This is a genomic window from Arcobacter aquimarinus (assembly GCF_013177635.1).
In the GTDB taxonomy this organism is placed as follows: domain Bacteria; phylum Campylobacterota; class Campylobacteria; order Campylobacterales; family Arcobacteraceae; genus Aliarcobacter; species Aliarcobacter aquimarinus.
Map to the genome: position 1 here is coordinate 774,499 of NZ_CP030944.1, position 19,233 is coordinate 793,731.

Genomic DNA, 19,233 nt, shown 5'->3' on the forward strand with positions numbered 1-19,233 from the left:
CATAAGTTTTTAAAATTGAGATAAAAATAGTTATAATGTAAATCAATATAATCTCAAAATAAGTTGTAACTGATGAAAATAGAAAAAGAGAAACAATTTTTAAGAATAATAAAATTTATGCCCACACTTTTTGTTGTATTTTTTTCCTTTTTTATAATTTTATTTTTATATTATGAAAATAAAAAAACTTTCAATGAAGAAAAAAAAGAGATAGAAGAAAAATATATTTTAAAAAATAAAGAAATTATACAAGAAGAAGTTAATCGCGTTTATGAGTTTATAAAACAATTACAAAAAAATACAGAACAAGAATTAAAAAATAATATAAAAAGTAGAGTTTACGAAGCTCACTCTATAGCAACAAATATATATAAAGAGTATAAAGGTACAAAAACAGATAAAGAGATTTTTGAATTAATAAAAGTTACATTGGGTAGTATAAGATACAATGAAGGAAGAGGCTATTTTTTTATGGATGATGTTCATGGGAATAAACTTTTACATCCAATAGATACTTCAATTGAAGGAAAAAATTTTATAAATTATACAGATGCAAAGGGGTATAAACTTTTTCAATCAATTGTAAATGTTATAAAAGAAAAAACAGAAAGATTTGATGAATATTATTGGTATAAACCAAATACAAATGGTGAGATTGGTCGTAAGATATCTTTTTATAAATATTTTGAGCCCTTAAATATGGCAATTGGAACTGGAGAGTATTTTGATGATTTTGAAAAAATAATTCAAAAACAAGCGTTAGAATATATAAGTGCAATTAGATTTGGTAGTTCAGGATATATTTTTGTATTAAATTACGATGGTATTTATTTGAGTCATATTAAAAAAGATTTTATTGGAAAAGATTATTTAGAAAATGATAATTTAAAAAACAATATTAAAGCTATTAAAGAGATGTTAGATATAGCAAAAAATGGTTCAGGATTCTGTACTTATATTCAAAATCAAAAACCAGGTACAAATATATCTGTAAAGAAAATTAGTTATATTCAAGGTCTAAATGATTGGGGATGGTTAGTTGGAACAGGTTTTTATGAAGATGATGTAAATTCAGAGTTATTAGAAGTAAAGAAAAAATTAGATGAAAAATATGAAGCTTATGTTAAAAATATTTTGATAATAGGTATTATATTGATTATTGTGTTATTGATTATTTCAAAATATATTTCAATATTTTTAGAAAATAAATTTAATCAATATAAAAAAGAATTAGATAAAAATCAAACTCTTTTACATCAACAATCAAAAATGGCTGCAATGGGAGAAATGATAGGAAATATAGCTCATCAATGGAGACAACCATTATCTACTATTACAACTGCTTCAAGTGGAATGGTTTTGCAAAAAGAAATGGGTATTTTAACTGATGAATTTTTTTATGAAGCATCTAAAAAAATAAATACATCTGCTCAACATTTATCTCAAACTATTGATGATTTTAGAAATTTCTTTAGCCCAAATAAACAAAAAGGAAAATTCTTTTTAAGAAATACATTTTTAACAACATTAGATTTAATTTCTGCACAGTTTAATGCAAAAGAAATCAATATCATAAAAAATATTGAAGATGTGGAACTTTACAGTTATGAAAATGAACTTATACAAGCTTTGATTAATATTTTAAATAATTCAAGGGATGAATTACTAAAAAGAGATAGTGAAAGATATATTTTTATTGATGTAAAAAAAACGAAAAATGATAAAGTTGATATTATTATCAAAGATAATGCAGGTGGTATCAAAGAAGAATATTTTGATAAAATATTTGAACCTTATTTTACAACAAAACATCAATCTCAAGGTACAGGAATAGGACTTTATATGACTGAAGAGATAATTTCAAAACATTTAAATGGAATAATTGAAGCTGAAAATGTTGAATTCACTTATAATGACAAACAATATAAAGGAGCTTCTTTCACTATAAAATTGGATATAAAAGATAACTTAAATTAAAAATTTAGGAGTTGAAAATTACAACTCCTTTTTTATATTATTGAGTAATTTCTTTACTTTTTATATAAACTTCATGTCCTTCACCAGCATCTAAAATAACAACAAAATCTTCACTTGGTTTTTTAAATGTTACTTCGCCATTATCATCCATTTTTGTTTCAATAACAGCTTTTTCATTTTGTTCAACTATAAAAGCAACTCCACTAGAACTACTTCCATCACTAAATCCACCTTCACAAGTGATTGTTCCATCACCATTGTCAAAACAACTCATTACTGCTGAGTGTGCAAAAGCACTACTTGCTAAAAAAGCAAGTGAAAATATAGTTTTTTTAATCATTTTTTTCCTTTTTATTAAATTTAAATTTTCTATAATTTTTAGAGGTTTAATTTTTAAAATTTTTTGCTCCTCCTTTCCAATTGATAGATTTATTTGGATAAAAAGCTAAAATCAAAGTTATAGCTAAAACTGTAAAATAAAAATAACTCATAGCTTCTAATCCACTCCATGAGTAGATATTTCCAACTGTAAATATAAAAGAAGCAATAAATACACCCAAACTTACTGGGAAAAATATCGCAAATAACATCCATTTAAAGCTATTTGTTTGCATTTTTACAACAATCATTGTAGCTATACAAGGAGGTGTTAAAAGCATAAAAATAATAATCGCAGTTGCATGAAGTGGAGTATAGCCACTATTTTGTGCCATAGCTTCTTCAGCTCTTTGATTGTCTGCTTTGTTGTTTTCATATAAACTTCCCAAAGTTGCAACAGCACTTTCTCTTGCAGCAAATGAACTTAAAAATGCCACATTTATTTTCCAATCAAATCCAGCATACTTTGTAATAGGTTCAATTGATTTTCCCATCATTCCAAGAAGAGAGTTTTCAATTTTTTCATTTTTCATTTCTCTTAAAATATTTTTTCTATTAGTTGATAGTTTTCTAAGGGCAATATTTATTTTTTTTGCATCATTGTCACTCAAAGGTCTTATAAATTTATAAAGAGTTTGATTCTCTTTTTCATATTTTTCATCAACACTTGATGATGAATTTATCATTTTAGCAGCTCTATAGTCATCATAAAAATTTAAAGCTAAAGAGACTTTTTCTTTATCATTTAAATATTCATAATAAATTGTATTTTTCGTTTTTTCATCAAATTCTATTAAAGATTTTTGGGCTAAAAAATCATATTTTGTTTTGGATTCATCACTTAATCCTGGAAATTGAAGCATTGCAAAAAGCACAATAGCAACAGCAAGTACAATAGTTACAACTTTTTTTATATAAACCCAAACCCTTTGTGAAGCTCTTATTATTACACCTTTAAAAGTTGGTAAATGATAAGGTGGAAGTTCCATCAAAAAAGGAGCAGTTTCTCTATTTTTTAGAATAGTGCTTGTTAAAATTTTGGCAACAATTAAAGCACAAAAAACTGTAACAGTTGAGATGAAAAACATCATTATTGCCATATCAGGTTTAAAAAAAGCACCTAAAAGTAGGGTATAAAAAGGAACTTTTGCCAAACAATTCATATAAGGAACAGTTAAAACTGTAGCCATTCTAGCTCTATCATCTGCTATTCCTTTTGTAGCCATAACTCCTGGAACTGCACAACCTCCAACCATAGCTCCACCTAAAACCAAAGGAAGTGTAGATTGTCCATGAAGTCCAAATTTTCTAAAAACTCTATCTAAAATAAATGCCATTCTTGGCATATAGCCCACATCTTCCATAATAGCAATCAAAGCAAATAAAATAAAAAAGATAGGAATATAATTAAGTAGGGCATTTGCACTATTTACCATCCAAATAGTAAAATCAGTTATCATAGGAACATCTGTAAAGTTTGCTTTTGGCATTATATCTATAACAAAATTTTTAAAACTAGCTAATATTGGCCAAGTATAATCTGTGAGTTTATATCCATAAACAATAGAAATTTGATAAACTAAAAACATAATTGCAAATAAAATAGGTAAAGCTAAAAATCTATTTAAGATTATTTTATCAGCTTTATCTGTTAGAGTTTTTTTATTTGGATTTTTATGAATTACGGCTTTTTCTTGTATAAGTTCAGCACTATCGTATCTGAAAGTTGCAAGAAAAGTGATGATATTTTTATTATAAGTTGTTTGAAAAAGTTCATTTTGTTTTTGTAAAATCTCTTTTATATCAGAAATCTCTTTTGATATGAAATTTATTATTGTTTCATCATTTTCTAATGCTTTTATGGCTAACCATCTTTTTGATAAATTAGTTTTAAAAGTTTTGATTTCATTTTCAATATAAGAGATATATGGTTCTAATTCTTCATAATTTATTTGAAACTCTTCAATATCAGCTTTATTTTCATAAAGAGTTGTGATTGCTTTCATAATATCTTCTTTTCCAACTCCTTTTGCTCCACTTGCTTCTATAACGGGGCATCCAAGCATTGATGAGATTTTTTTGCTATCTATATTTATATCTCTTCTTTTAGCCACATCCATCATATTTAAAACTAAAACAACAGGAATTCCAATTTCTAAAAGTTGAAAAGTTAAATATAAATTTCTTTTTAAATTTGAAGCATCAACTACATTTATTATTACATCAGGTTTTTCATTTAAGATATACTCTTTTGCAACTCTTTCTTCAAGAGAATATGAACTAAAAGAGTAAGTCCCTGGTAAATCTACCATTTCTATTTTATAATCATCAAATCTAAAAAAACCAGTTTTTTTGTCTACAGTTACTCCTGGATAATTTGCTATATGTTGCTCAATTCCACTAACTAAATTAAAAATTGTTGATTTACCACAGTTTGGCTGTCCTGCTAATACTGCTTTTATTTTTTTCATATCATCTCTACTTCTATTAATTTTGCTTCACTTTTTCTAAGTGTTATATGATAGTTTTGGATTTTTAACTCCATTGGGTCATAAAGTGGTGCTTCTCTTATGATTTCAATAGAAGCTCCATTTACAAATCCCATATCTAAAAGTTTATAAAGTAATCTTCCTTGGGCATTTAGCTTTAGAATTTTTACAATATTTCCTTTTTTTATCTCATCTAATCCCATTTTTCTTCCTTGATTTTTTTGTAATTTTCTTTTGAAAAAATAGCTGCAAAATAAGAGTTTCCGTTGTCATATCGAATTAGATAATGAAGTGGGTCGGCTATTAGTTTTAATCTCATATTTTTATAATCAAACTCTTTTAAATCAAGTTTGATAAACTCAAAATCCCAAGTTAATAGATAAAAGTTACTGTTTTTATCTATTGCATAACCACTTAGTTTTTGTTGTCTATTTTCAGAGATATTTATATGAATTATCTCTTCATCTTTTGGATAATTTATCTCTTTTAAAGTGATTTTGTCATTCTGTTTTTTTAGATTAAAAAGCCTATTTTGATTATCTTGTATTAAATATCCCAAATCAAATGGCTTGATATTTGTAGTTTTTCCCCAGATATTTTTTGCTGGATATGAAAAATTTAGCTCTTTTAGTTTTTCGTTTAACTCTTCACTTTTGGTTTTTAAGTAGTCATTATCAAAGTCATAAACTTTCGCGCCATCTTTAAAAATTCCAAAAACTTCTTCAGGAAATTTGATCATTCCTATATTACTTTGAGGATTAAAAAGAGGATATAGTTCTACTTGTTTTTTCTTTAACATTTTATAGTTGTACTCAAAACCTAACTTTGAATTTTTTATCTCATTTCCATCATAAAAGATATCTTTTATTTGAATAGGAAGTTTTTTTTGAATCTCTAAATCTCTGTAATAAACAAAAGGCAAATAAGACTCATACTCTTTTTGAGAGAAAGTTTTTTTATCTTTTATTCCATACTCAAATCTATGTTCTCCAAAGTTTTTTTGATATATAAATTCATCTAAAATATCAGAATAAAAAATATAGTATTTATGAAACTCTTTTTCAAAACTTCCTTGAAAGCTAAAATAAAATAGGAATAACAAAGTAAAAACAGCTTTTAAAAGTTGTTTTATTCTATTTTGTTCCATAATTACTAAAGAAATAAAAATATAAGTAAGTAAAGATATAAGAGTAAAAAATAGACTATCTTCAAATACAACTTGCACTATCTCTTTGGGATAATAATCACTAATTATTCTAAGTAAAGGTATTGAAAAAAGAGTGATAATCAAACAAATAAAAATAATTCCAATGAAAAGATGCAAAAAAATATTTTTAAAAATATTTAGTGGCAAATGAAGGGTTACTTTTAGCCTTTTTTGAATAATCTCAGGTAAAAACTGAGAAGTAGCCACAATAATTCCCACAAATAAATAAAAATAATATAGTATAAAGTGCGGTTTATGTTCTAAATGAATAAATCGATACCACATCATAGATTCAGGTTCTATTGTTGAAAATTGAAAATTCAAATCAAAGGCAAAGTAACTTAAGATGATAATTGAAAAAATAAGTAAGAAAAATAAAGGATATTTTATTTTTAACCACTCTTTTAAAAATATAGATTTAAACATTAATATTTCCCTACAAAACCTAAAAATCTATCTTCGAAATCCACATTTAACTCTTTTAAATTCTCAAGTTTTTCAAAGGTATAAATTTTTTTATAATCTTTATGAATTTCAACTCTATGAATATCTTTTTTTTCAAACATCTCATTTAACTCAACTTCATAACATCTGAAATTTTCTATAAAATCTTTCATACTATCTTGATAAACATCGCCACCTTTTTGAATAATTGCAATATCATCAATTAAATCAACCAAATCACTCATAATATGAGAAGTTATCAAAACAGTTTTATCACTATTTTTTACATAATCTTTTAAATAATCAATAAAAAGTTTTCTGTATCCCGCATCTAAACCCATAGAGTAATCATCAAGTATTAAAAGTTCTGCATCTTGGGCAAAAATCAAACCTAAGACTACCTGAGATTTTTGTCCAAAAGATAAAGTAGAAATTTTTTGATTGTAATTTAACCCCATTAAATCAACTAAATCATAAAAAATTTTACTTTTCCATTTTGGATAAAATGGTTTAAAAAATTGTTCTATTTGTTTTATATTCATAAAATCATAAGTTGTAAATCCCTCGTGTAAAAGGGCAATTTTTTCTTTTGCTTGAATACTAAGATTAAAAGAAGGCTCTTTGAAAATCAAACATTCACCATTTTTAGGTTTTATATATCCCATTAATATATTTATTAAAGTTGATTTACCAACTCCATTTTTTCCTAAAAATGCAAATACAGAACCTTTTTTTATATTTAAATTTAGATTTTCATAAATTTTCTTTTTGCCAAAAAAGTGTGAAAGATTTTTTATTTCTATTATGAACTCGTTATTTTTCATCTACTTTACAGCTTCCTTCTTTTCCACATCCACAACCTTTATTTTTAAATAATTTTGTATAAAGATAAAAGAGTGCTGCAACAGTGATGATACCTAAAAATATATTTTCCATTTTATGACCTTTTTTTGATGAAAGAATATTAACAATTTTAAGCTTAAAGTAGTATTGATAACAATTATCAGTTTTATAAAAAATTAAGTTTCACTTGGTTAATATCCCATTTACATTTTGTTAATAATTAGTTAAATAACTTATACGGGAAAATAATGAAAGATAAAAAAGATAAAAAAATTGAAAGTAAAATAATTTTTCAAGATGAGAATATCATAACAATAGTTCATGATGGACAAGAGTACCAATTAAGAATAACAAAAGCGAACAAATTGATTTTAACAAAATAAAAAATATTTAAATAGCAAGCCAAAATAAAAGTTCTCCAAAAATAGCCAGCTAAAACAACATAGTTTAAAGGAATAAAATGAAATTAAGAATTGCAAGTTCTGTAGCAGCATTATTAGTTGCACAAGCATCAGTTTTAGCTGATGATACTACAAAATTAGAAGAGATTACAGTTACAACTGCTGCTGGATATGAGCAAAAATTAGTTGATGCGCCTGCGTCTATATCTGTTATAACTCAAGAAGATTTACAAAAGAAACCATACGCAAATTTATTAGATGCCGTTAAAGATGTTGAAGGTGTTGATATTGGTGAAAGTACTGATAAATCAGGACAAGGAACAGTTAGTATGAGAGGTATGGGTTCTGATTATACACTTGTTTTAATTGATGGTAAAAGACAAAATAATAATGGAGATATTTATCCAAATGATTTTGGTGGTTTACAATTTGCAAATATTCCTCCTATTTCTATGATTGAAAGAGTTGAGGTTGTAAGAGGACCTATGTCTACACTTTATGGTGCTGATGCTATGGGTGGAGTTATAAATATTATTACAAAAAAAATATCGAAAGAGTGGACAGGAGCAATCAGTCATAGTAGAACTTTCCAAACTGATAGTTCATGGGGAAATAAAGATACTACAGATGTTTCTATCATGGGACCACTTATTGAAAATAAATTAGGTCTTAGTTTAAGAGGTAGTTTTTATGATAATGAAGAATCAAATCCTGAATGGGCAAAAGCAACTTTCAATGGAGCTGATGCTAGTAAAAACAATAATAGTTTTGGTGCAAATGGTAAAACTATGGATAACCAAAACTGGACTTTTGGTGCAGGATTGACATTTACTCCAAACGATGCTCATACTATAAAAGCTGATTTTGATATTGCAAAACAAAAATATGATAATACAAATGCAAGTGTAGGAACAGTTGATAGTTATCAAACTATTTATACAAATCAAAGAGTTGGATATGCTCCAATTCAAAGAATGGAAAGAGAACAATACTCTTTATCTTGGGAAGCTAACTGGGATTTGGGAAAAAGTACAGTTGGAATTCATCATATTGAATCACAAAACTTAGGAAGAAGTTTACCTTTAAGTGCAGAAGAGAGATTGTATATTAAAAATAACAAACCAGGATGGGGAAATTTAGCTGGTGCAATGAATGATCCATATTTTGTTGATTTAATGCCAAGACCAAAAAGAACTTTAGAATCAAAAAATACAACATATAGTGCAAAATATGAACTTCCTTTAAATAATCACTTTTTAGTTGTTGGTGCTGAATATTTAGATGCTCAAATGAAAGATGGTGTATTTGGTATGAGTGAAGGTAAAACTAACGGGAAAAAAGAGTATGGTCAATATTCTGTTTTTGCAGAAGATAGTTGGAGTATAATAGACCCATTAACTCTTACTTTTGGAGGAAGATATGATAAACATGAAGATTTTGGAAGTCATGTTAGTCCTAGAGTATATGCAACTTATACAGTAAATGATAATTGGACAGTAAAAGGAGGAGTTGCAACAGGGTATAAAACTCCTAAAACATCTGATTTACAAGAGGGAATAACAGGATTTGGAGGACAAGGTACATCTCCATTTATTGGAAATCCTGATTTAAAACCTGAAGAGAGTTTAAGTAAAGAGATTGCAGTTTATTATGAACACCCAAATAAACATAACTTTAATGTAACTTTATTCCAAAATGATTTTAAGGATAAAATTGAAAGTACAGATGTTACATCATCAGCTGGTTCAAAATGGGAAGATGTAAGTTCAAGTTATGGAACACTTAGTCAAAAACAAAATGTTGGAAAAGCAGAAATTTTAGGATTAGAAGTTTCAGGAAAATATTTTATTTTAGACAATTTATCATTAAAAGCAAACTGGACATATATGGATTCTGAGATTGAATCAAATGATCCATCAACAAACGGAAAACCTTTAAGAAGTAGTCCAAAACATATGTATAATGCTACTTTAGATTATCAAGCAACAACTAAGTTTAATACATATTTACAATATTCAGGAGAAGTTGATAGATTTAATATAAGATATGCTGATTCTACATCTGGAAATTATAAAGATTTATATTATAAAGACTACTCAATTTGGAATTTAGGAGCTTCTTACAAAGTTGATAAAAATTTAACATTTAATGGAAGAGTTAATAACTTATTTGATAAAGATTTTATGGAATATGATGCAGTGGCTCAGGGTTCTGGAAGAACACCATATTACTATGAACAATACAGTAATATCAGTGCTGGTAGAAACTTTTGGTTAAGTGCTAACTATACTTTCTAAATAAATAAAAGAGTGAATTTTCACTCTTTTATTTTACCTTCTATCAAAAATTTTGCTCCATTTTCAAAACTATAAGTTATCTCTCCTTGAAGCTGTAATTTTACAATATTATTAACAAGTTTTAGACCTAATGTTTTATCAAAAAGACTTTTATAATCTTTTTTTAAACCTTTTCCATTATCTTTGATAATTAAAGTTAAAATATTATTAGTTTTTGTTATTTTTATATAAATAGTAGGATTAAATATATCTAAAAAAGCATATTTAAAAGCATTTGTTATAAGTTCATTTAAGATAAGTCCATAAGGCATGGCATTTTCTATAGTTAAAAAAATATCTTCTATTTGAGGATTTATTAATATTTCATCCCCTTTATCGTAAGAAATTTTAATAGAGTTTATTAAATCTTCAATATAATCTTTAAAAGAAATTTTATTCAAATCTTCAGATTCATATAGTTTTCTATGTAATAATTCCATAGTAAATATTCTTTCTTGTATTTCATTTAGGGTTTTTTTAGTTTTAATATCTTTAATCTCTTCTTCTTGAAGTTCAATTAAACTAATAGTTAAGGCAAGATTATTTTTTACTCTATGATGAACTTCTTTTAGTAAAGTCTCTTTCTCTTCTAATGATTTGCTAAGTTGTTTATTTAGTAATTCAATATTGTTTAACATTCTTTTAAAAATAATAAAAAGAAGAGAGATACTTAAAAAAATAGCTACTAAAGTTTCAGGAAGTAAAAAAAGAATTAAAATAGAAATACTATTTTTATTTTCTATTTCATCTTTTTCTATACTTAATTTTAGAAAAAGATTTTTATTATTTTTTGAAATATTAAGTTTTAAATACCAAATGACAAAAACATTATTGTTTATATTAACTTCTTCAATGAAAATATCATTTTTAAAGTTATCCAAGTATAAAAACTTAATCTCTGTAGTTTTGTAAGAGAGATTTTTAATTAGGCTATTTTTCATCTCTTCTATCTTTTTTTCTTCTAAAAATAAATCTTTTGTAATTAAAAGAGATTTTGTGACAAAATTTATATCATCTTTAAAATTTTTTTCTTTTATTTTAGGTTGAGCAAGGGCTGTTCTAATTGATATTGATAAAAAAGTGATTATAAAAAAAGCAATTAAAACTTTTGTGATTAAAGAATAATTCTTTAAATCAAGAATTTTCATTATTTTTTACCATATTTAATCTATATCCTTCTTCATACATATTTTCAAAAGGATTAAATCCAAGACGTGTTTTAAGCCTATAAATTAGTGAACGGAGTTTGGATAAATCATACACATCTTCTCTATAAACAAAATTGAAAATAGTATTAAAACTTACTGTTTTACCACCATTTAAAGCTAGAATCTCAAAGAGTTTTTTTTCAGTTTTTGTTAGTTTAAAGAGTTTATTATTTATATAAAGTTCTAATGTAATTTTATTAAATTTCATATTTTCTTCTATAAAAATAAATTCATCTTTTGTATGAGTTAATAAATTTTTATTTTTAAAGAAAAATTGATGTTTATGCATGGTTGTATTTATTGCAACTTTTAATTCTTCATTTCTACAAGGTTTTAATAAATAAGCATAAGGTTCAGCTTCCATCGCTTCATTTAATATTTTATCGTTTGAATAGGCTGTTAAAAAGATTATTGGAATGTTGAAATTCTTCCAAAAGTAATTTGCAACATCAATACCTGTTTTAGAAGCATTTAAATTTATATCAACTATTGCTAAATCAAGATTATGATTATTTGCATAAAGTATTGCTGTGTCAGGTGTTGTTGAGATTCCACTTACATTAAATCCCATTTTTTTTAGTTTTGATTCCATAGCCATAGCTAAAATAGGCTCATCTTCAACAATTAATATATCAAAATCTTTTTTTGTATATAAATTACTTGACAATTGATTATTTCCTTTTTTATTGAAATAATAGTCTAATAAAAATTAAATTACTTTTAATTTTAATATTCATTATCAAAATATCATTATTCAATCATTTTTATATTATATAATTAGCAATTCCATTAAAATAGCGTTAAAAAAGAGATACTAAAATTTCACTTTTAAAACAAGGAGTATAGGTGCATTTAATATTTAAATATATGTTTTTTCTATTTTTTCTTTTCTTTTGTGGCTGTAGTTATAAGCAATTTGATGAAAATATTAAAAATTCAAATTTACCAAAAAATTTTAATGAAAAAGCAGAAATAAAAATTGATGAAAATTGGTTGTTAAGTTTAAATGATAATCAATTAATTGAATTTATAAATAAAGCTTTAAACAACAATTATGAATTAAAAAAACTTTTTTATGATATTAAAATAAAAGAACAAGAGTTAATTTCTTCAAATAGTTCTTTTTTTCCAACATTAGATTTAAGTGTAAATAGTTCTAAAGATGGAGATTTTAATGGAAATGATAATTCATCTTCTTCAAAAATATCTTTAGATTTAAAATATGAATTAGATATTTGGGGAAAATTATCAGATGCAAGTAAAATATCAAATATGAATTTATTGCAAACAAAAGCTTTATTTCAAGAAGGGAAACAAAAACTAATAAGTGATGTTGCTATTGCATATTTTGAAATTATAGAAGCTAATAATCTTTTAGATTTATATGAAAAAAATCTTGAAACTTCTAAAAAATATTATGATTTAATCTTTTCAAGATATAAACAAGGAATAAGTGAAGCTTTAGATACTATGCTTGCAAAAAATAGTATTTTTACGCAACAAAGTAAAATAGCTAGTTTAAAAACAATAAAATCACAAGCTATATATAAATTAGAACAACTTTTAGGTGAATATCCAAAAGGAAAACTAGATATTAAAAAAAGTTTACCAGTTTTAAAAGATAAAATAAATGTAGGAATTCCCTCACAAATTATTGAAAGAAAACCAACAATAACAGCAAGTTGGAATGCTCTTTTATCAAAAAATTACGAATTAGCTTTTACGCACAAACAAAGATTACCAAGTTTTAGCATTTCAAGTTCAATTGAAAACATAAAAAATGATGGAATAGCTTCAACTTGGTCATTACTTGCAGGAATGACTACGCCTATTTTTAATGCTGGAAAATTAAAAGCAAATGAAGAAGTAGCTTATTTTGAATTAAAAAAAGCCGAACTTGATTATTTAGATACTTTATATAATTCATTTGTGGAAATAGAGAGTTTTTTACAAGAAGAAAAAAATTTAAAAGAAGAGTATGAAATATTAAAAAATACTAAAGAGAATGCTTTTAATTCTTTGAATTTATCTACAAATCAATATCTAAAAGGTTTAGTTGAATATACGACAGTTTTAGATTCTCAAGAGAGTTTTTATAATTCTCAAGTTTCATTAATTCAAATAGAAAAATTAATAATAGAAAATAGAATAAATCTACAAAAAACTTTAGGGATAGAACTTATCTCTGAGCAAATTAAGGAGTAAAAATAGATGAAGAAATTTCTAAAAATCTCTATACCATTAGTTATCATAACAGCAACAGCTATTATGATATATATAATTTTTGCAAATCCTCCTCAAATGAAAAAGGAGATTACAAAAGTTTCAAAAATCCAAGTTGAAGTAAAAAATCTGAATAAAGAGAAATTTCAAGTTTTTCTTGATAGTTATGGAACAGCACAGGCTTCAACAAAAACAACTTTGACTTCACAAGTATCTGGAAAAATTATTTTTATAAATGAAAATTTTAAAAATGGTGGATACTTTAAAAAAGGTGATTTATTAGTTCAAATTGAGGATGAAGATTATAAAGCTGATGTAAAAATAGCAAATGCCCAACTTATTTTGGCAAAACAGACACTTTTGGAAGAACAAGCTAAAGCAAAACAAGCAAAAGAAGATTGGAAAAAATTTAATATTGATGAAAAACCAGATGATTTGGTTTTAAGAGTTCCTCAACTTCAATCAGCAATTGCAACAGTTGAAGCAAAAGAAGCTGATTTACAAAAAGCAAAATTAAATCTAAATAGAACAAAAATTTTAGCTCCTTATGATGGTCGTGTAATAGAAAAAAGTATTTCAATTGCACAAGTTATCTCAAATAATGCTCAAATTGGAACTATTTTTTCAAATGATAATATAGAAGTTAGACTTCCAATAAAAAATAAAGATTTAAATCTTATTGATATAAATTTAGGTGCAAAAGTTGAATTCATATCTCAATTATCAAATAAAATTTATGAAGGAAAAATAGTAAGAAGTGAAAGTACAATTGATGAAAACACAAAACAGTTATATCTAATAGCACAAATAGATGAAAATATTTCTAATCTTAAAATAGGTGAATATTTAAAAGCAAAAATTGAGGCTAAAAAACTAGAAAATGTGATTATTATACCAAATGAAACTATTTATCAAAGTTCTTATGTATATGTACAAAAAGATGGAATTTTAGAAAAAAGAGTTATTGAAATATCTTGGCAAAATGATGAATATGCAGTTATTTCAAATGGATTAAAAGAAAATGATAATTTAATATTAACAACTTTAGGAAGTGTAAAATCAGGAACAAAAGTTGAAATAATAAATAAAGAGAATAAAGGGCAGAAACAATGATAGCTTGGTTTGCTAGAAATAGTGTTGCTGCTAATTTATTGATGGTAACAATTCTTGCTTTTGGATTATTTTCTTTATTTAAACTTATTCCTTTAGAAATTTTTCCTACTATTGAAAAAGATGAAGTAACTATAAGTATGAGTTTAAAAGGTGCAACACCTGAAGATGTTGAATCTTCTTTGACAATAAGAATAGAAGAATCAATAGCAGATTTAGAGGGAATTAAACAGATAAAAAGTACTTCAAGTGAAGGAAAGAGTTCTGTAAAAGTAGAGATAGACAAAGGTTATGATGCAAAAGTTTTATTAGCAGAGATTAAAAATAGAGTAGATGCTATAAATACTTTTCCAAGTGAAGCAGATAAAGCTGTGATTGAACAAACCATTAGAAAAAGAGATGTTATGGTTGTAACTCTTTCAAGTGATTATGATGAAAGAGAGATTAGAGAATATGCTCAAGAAATAAGAGATAGTATTGTTCAACTTGATGGGGTAACACAAGCTGAGTTGACAGGAGTTAGAGATTTTGAAATTAGTATTGAAATATCTCAAGATACTTTGATTCAGTATGATTTAACAATAGAGGACATCTCAAATGCTATAAATAACTCTAGTTTAGATTTATCTTCTGGAAATTTAAAAACAACAAATGGAGATGTATTAGTTAGAATAAAATCACAAGCATATACAAAAGATGAGTTTGAATCTATAATAGTAAAAAGAAATAGTGATGGGTCAATAGTTTTATTAAAAGATATAGCAAATGTAAATGATGGTTTTGAAGAAACACCAATAAGAAGTAGATTAAATGGTAAAAATTCAGTTTTTATAGATATTTATAGAGTTGGAAATGAAAGTGCAATTGCAGTTGCAAATGCTGTAAAAAAATATATTCAAGATAAACAAAGCAGTTTACCTCAAGGTTATGAACTTTCATATTGGGATGATGATTCTCAAATTGTAAAAAACAGATTATCGATTTTATTAAGTAGTGCCGTTCAAGGAAGTATTTTAATCATTATTTTATTAACACTATTTTTACGACCTGTTATTGCATTTTGGGTATTTATTGGAATTCCTATATCTTTTGCTGGAGCATTCTTTTTAATGCCAGTTTTTGATGTAACTTTAAATAATCTTAGTCTTTTTGGATTTATTTTAGTTTTAGGAATTGTAGTTGATGATGCTATTGTAACAGGTGAAAATATTTATACCCATTTAAAAAAATCACCATCAGGAGAAATGGCTGCAATAAATGGAACAATAGAAGTAGCACGACCTGTTACTTTTGGAGTTTTAACTACAATTGCCGCTTTTGTTCCTTTAGCTTTTGTTGAAGGTGATAGAAGTACACTTTTCACGCAAATTCCTTATGTGGTTATTCCTGTACTTATATTTTCATTGATTGAATCAAAATTTATTTTACCAGCTCATTTAAAACATATAAAATTAAGACAAGAAAAAAATAAAACTTCAAAATTAGAGGAATTTCAGCACAAATTTGCAGATGGTTTTGAAAGATTGATTTTAAAGTATTATAAACCAATTTTAAATTTAGCAATAAATAATAAATTTACAACAATTACAATATTTATGTCAATGCTTACATTGATTGTGGCTTTTTCTCTTGGAGGTTGGACTAAGTTTATTTTTTTCCCAAGAGTTCCTAGTGAATCAATAGAGGTTAATCTTACAATGCCAAGTGGAACACCTTTTGAGATTACAAATCAACATATAACTCACCTCACAAAAACAGCTGAACAATTAAGAGAAAAATATAGAGATGAAAATACAAATGAGAGTGTAATTAAAAATATCATGACAGTTGTTGGAGGAAGAGGTGGTGTTTCAAATCAAGGAAGCGTTGAGTTTGAAATAACACCACCTGAAAAAAGAGAGTTAAAAGTAACTTCTGAAGAGTTAGCAAAACAGTGGAGGCAACTAAGTGGAGATATAATTGGGGCTGAAACTGTGGAGTATAGAGCTGAAAGGGGAAGAGGTGGATATCCTATTGATATTCAGCTTACAAGTTCATCTATGCAAACTTTAAATATTGTATCTAATGAAATAAAAAAATATTTGGAAAATTTTGATACAGTTTTTGATATTTCAGACTCTTTAAGTGATGGAAAAGAGGAGTTGAAAATTGAACTTACAAAAGAAGGAAAACTTTTAGGAATTACTAAACAAGAAATCTCTTCTCAAATAAGAGCAGCAATTTATGGGATTGAAGTTCAAAGTATTCAAAGAGGAAGAGATGATGTAAAAGTAATGATTAGATATGAAAAAGAGGATAGAAAATCTATTGCAAATTTAAATGAACTTATAATTACTACAAATAACAAAGATAAAATTCCTTTAAGTAATATAGCTACATTAGTTCCAAGTAAAGGACCATCTTCTATTTTAAGAACTGATAGATTTAGAACTATAAATGTAACAGCAGATATAGATAAACAAAATACAAATATCTTTGCTTTACAAAGTGATCTTGAAAGTTATTTAGATGAATTATTACTTAAATATCCAGATGTAAAATATAGTTTTGAAGGAGAGCAAAAAGAACAAGCTGAAACTTTTGGTTCTTTAGTTTATTCTTTAGCTTTTGCAATTTTTGCAATTTATGTACTTTTAGCAATTCCCTTTAAATCATATGTTCAACCTTTAATTGTTATGAGTGTAATTCCTTTTGGAATAATTGGAGCTGTTATGGGGCATTGGATTTTAGGAATGGATTTAACAGTTTTAAGTTTGATGGGAATGCTAGCATTAATGGGAGTTTTAGTAAATGATTCTTTAGTTTTAGTGGATTATATAAATAAAACCTATGAAGAAAAAAAGGATATTATGTATGCTATTTTAAACGCTGGAGTTGCTAGATTTAGACCTGTAATGCTCACAAGTTTAACAACTTTTATAGGACTTGTTCCATTACTTTTTGACAAATCAACAACAGCACAATTTTTAATTCCTATGGCTACATCTTTAGGTTTTGGGATTTTATTTGCTACTTTTACAACATTGATTTTAGTACCAGTTCATTATTTAATAGTTCATAATGTAGTTAAATATTTTAAAGGATAAATTTTGAAAAAAAGAGAAGAAGGATATGTTTTTGATACTTCATATCCTATACATTTACAAAAAGAGATTCAACCAATTTGGTTGAATCATTCAGCAACATTTTTAGGTCTTAAAAGTATTGATATTACAAGAGAGTTTACTTATTGTGAATTAGGATGTGCCACAGGTTTGAATCTAATATTTTCTGCTTTAAATAATCCAACTGGCTATTTCATTGGAGTTGATTTTAATGAAAAACATATAAAAGAAGCTAAAAAAATAGTAGAGTTAATTGGAATTAAAAATATTGAATTTATTCAAAGTGATTTTAAAAGTTTTTCTCAAAGGGAAAATATAGCTTTTGATTTTATAGTTTGCCATGGAACTTGGTCTTGGATTTCACCTATTCATCAACGCTCAATTTTAGAGATAGTTGCAAAATCTCTAAAAGAAAAAGGGATTTTTTATTTACATTATATGTGTCATCCTGGTTCAACATCACTTCTTAGTGTTCAAAAGTTATTAAATGTTGTTGACCATCATTTAAATGGGAGTTCAAAAGATAATATAAAAGTTGGAATTGATTTATTTAACCAATTAAATAGTGCAGGAACATTTATAGATTATCCAAATTTAGACTCTATAGAAAAAGTATTTCAACAAAATGATTTAGATTATTTAGCCCATGAATTTTTGACAGATTTTTGGAATCCTCAATATTCAATAGATGTACATCAATTTGTAGCTCAAACAAAAGCATCTTATATAGGAAGTGCAAATTTATTTGATAATTTAGAAAATATTAGTATTCCTCAAAATTCTCAAAAAGTGTTAAAAAATATCTCTTCACCAATATTAAAAGAGTATATAAAAGATTTGGCAAGAAATCAAAAACAAAGGATAGATTTATTTCAAAAAAATCCTCAACTTCTAACTAAAGAAGAACATTTAAAAGCTTTAAACTCTATGATTTTTACATTAGTTGATAAAAATATTTTAACAAAAGAGATAAAACTTTCAACTCCAATTGGAGAGATAGAAATTCCAAAAGAGATAACAAAAGCTATATTAGAAGAGTTAAGTAAAAAAGATTGTTCTTTTGAAGAATTAGGAAAACATAAAATTTTTTCAAATCAAATATATTTGTTGTTTGAATCAATTCAAATGTTGATGTGGAATGATACAATTTTTCCGAAATCAAAAAATTATGAATTTATTGATAAAAAAAATTTTATTAAGTTAAAAAATCATTTTCCTATCATTTTTCGTAATTATAATTATCTTAATTGTTGATATTAACATGAAGTAGCCAGCCAACATATTTTTATTATTAGCCAGCCAAATTATTTTAATATCAACAAGACTATTTTAAAATTATCAATTTTGATAGTTATTATCAAAAAAATCATTTTTTCGTCATTTTTCCTTGTTAAAATTTCGTTAATTGTTTATTAACTATTAGATTAACTACAAAGTTTTTTGTTCTCCTAATTTGTAGTTAGAAAGTAGTTAATTTACAAAAAGAAATAGCCAGCCAAAGTAATTTTACAAA

General features: G+C 25.6%; 15 protein-coding genes. 7 read left to right on the top strand and 8 right to left on the bottom strand.

Going from position 1 to position 19,233, the window contains the following annotated elements; translation table 11 throughout:
* Nucleotides 1–72: 72 nt before the first annotated feature.
* A complete protein-coding gene (locus AAQM_RS03815; RefSeq protein ID WP_129095975.1) occupies nt 73–1,977 on the top strand; it encodes a sensor histidine kinase in 1,905 nt (634 codons plus the stop codon).
* A 37-nt stretch (nt 1,978–2,014) separates the two neighbouring features.
* Here AAQM_RS03815 and AAQM_RS03820 read toward each other — a convergent pair whose 3' ends face one another.
* From AAQM_RS03820 to AAQM_RS03845, 6 genes are read right to left on the bottom strand one after another with little or no spacing between them, the layout of a single operon-like run.
* Complete coding sequence (locus AAQM_RS03820) at nt 2,015–2,317, bottom strand: hypothetical protein (RefSeq protein WP_129095974.1); 303 nt, start codon at nt 2,315–2,317, stop codon at nt 2,015–2,017.
* Between the two features lie 46 nt (nt 2,318–2,363).
* The gene (feoB, locus tag AAQM_RS03825) at nt 2,364–4,826 is read right to left on the bottom strand and encodes a ferrous iron transport protein B (protein WP_129095973.1); all 2,463 of its coding nucleotides are present in this window, start codon (nt 4,824–4,826) and stop codon (nt 2,364–2,366) included.
* Nucleotides 4,823–5,047: a FeoA family protein gene (locus tag AAQM_RS03830; RefSeq protein WP_128986800.1), complete on the bottom strand. Its 225-nt coding sequence runs from the start codon at nt 5,045–5,047 to the stop codon at nt 4,823–4,825. The genes feoB and AAQM_RS03830 overlap by 4 nt, the downstream gene beginning before the upstream one ends.
* On the bottom strand, nt 5,038–6,477 hold the full coding sequence (locus AAQM_RS03835) for a DUF4857 domain-containing protein (RefSeq protein ID WP_129095972.1): 1,440 nt from the start codon (nt 6,475–6,477) through the stop codon (nt 5,038–5,040). The genes AAQM_RS03830 and AAQM_RS03835 overlap by 10 nt, the downstream gene beginning before the upstream one ends.
* Nucleotides 6,477–7,319 (bottom strand): ABC transporter ATP-binding protein, encoded by an 843-nt coding sequence (locus AAQM_RS03840; protein WP_129095971.1) that lies wholly within the window; start codon nt 7,317–7,319, stop codon nt 6,477–6,479. Before AAQM_RS03840 ends, AAQM_RS03835 begins: the two co-directional genes overlap by 1 nt.
* Nucleotides 7,309–7,431, bottom strand: a complete 123-nt coding sequence (locus AAQM_RS03845) for a FeoB-associated Cys-rich membrane protein (protein WP_129095970.1) — start codon at nt 7,429–7,431, stop codon at nt 7,309–7,311. The genes AAQM_RS03840 and AAQM_RS03845 overlap by 11 nt, the downstream gene beginning before the upstream one ends.
* Before the next feature lie 155 nt (nt 7,432–7,586).
* On the opposite strand from AAQM_RS03845, the gene hemP reads away from it, so the two are divergent.
* Complete coding sequence (hemP, locus tag AAQM_RS03850; protein WP_129095969.1) at nt 7,587–7,721, top strand: hemin uptake protein HemP; 135 nt, start codon at nt 7,587–7,589, stop codon at nt 7,719–7,721.
* Between the two features lie 77 nt (nt 7,722–7,798).
* The gene (locus AAQM_RS03855; protein WP_129095968.1) at nt 7,799–10,036 is read left to right on the top strand and encodes a TonB-dependent receptor domain-containing protein; all 2,238 of its coding nucleotides are present in this window, start codon (nt 7,799–7,801) and stop codon (nt 10,034–10,036) included.
* Nucleotides 10,037–10,056: 20 nt separating this feature from the next.
* On the opposite strand, the gene AAQM_RS03860 is transcribed toward AAQM_RS03855, so the two are convergent.
* Together AAQM_RS03860 and AAQM_RS03865 are read right to left on the bottom strand one after the other, a co-directional pair.
* Nucleotides 10,057–11,223 carry a sensor histidine kinase gene (locus AAQM_RS03860; RefSeq protein WP_129095967.1) on the bottom strand — a complete coding sequence of 389 codons (1,167 nt, stop codon included), beginning with the start codon at nt 11,221–11,223 and terminating at the stop codon, nt 10,057–10,059.
* Complete coding sequence (locus AAQM_RS03865) at nt 11,210–11,950, bottom strand: response regulator (protein ID WP_129095966.1); 741 nt, start codon at nt 11,948–11,950, stop codon at nt 11,210–11,212. The genes AAQM_RS03860 and AAQM_RS03865 overlap by 14 nt, the downstream gene beginning before the upstream one ends.
* 179 nt (nt 11,951–12,129) lie before the next feature.
* On the opposite strand from AAQM_RS03865, the gene AAQM_RS03870 reads away from it, so the two are divergent.
* The 4 genes from AAQM_RS03870 to AAQM_RS03885 are packed head-to-tail and all read left to right on the top strand — an operon-like array spanning nt 12,130 to nt 18,974.
* A complete protein-coding gene (locus AAQM_RS03870) occupies nt 12,130–13,488 on the top strand; it encodes a TolC family protein (protein ID WP_129096013.1) in 1,359 nt (452 codons plus the stop codon).
* A 6-nt stretch (nt 13,489–13,494) separates the two neighbouring features.
* Nucleotides 13,495–14,619, top strand: coding sequence for an efflux RND transporter periplasmic adaptor subunit (locus tag AAQM_RS03875; RefSeq protein WP_129096014.1), 1,125 nt, complete (start codon nt 13,495–13,497; stop codon nt 14,617–14,619).
* Nucleotides 14,616–17,702 carry an efflux RND transporter permease subunit gene (locus tag AAQM_RS03880; protein WP_129096015.1) on the top strand — a complete coding sequence of 1,029 codons (3,087 nt, stop codon included), beginning with the start codon at nt 14,616–14,618 and terminating at the stop codon, nt 17,700–17,702. The genes AAQM_RS03875 and AAQM_RS03880 overlap by 4 nt, the downstream gene beginning before the upstream one ends.
* 3 nt (nt 17,703–17,705) lie before the next feature.
* Nucleotides 17,706–18,974 (top strand): class I SAM-dependent methyltransferase, encoded by a 1,269-nt coding sequence (locus AAQM_RS03885; RefSeq protein WP_164967074.1) that lies wholly within the window; start codon nt 17,706–17,708, stop codon nt 18,972–18,974.
* Nucleotides 18,975–19,233: the final 259 nt, after the last annotated feature.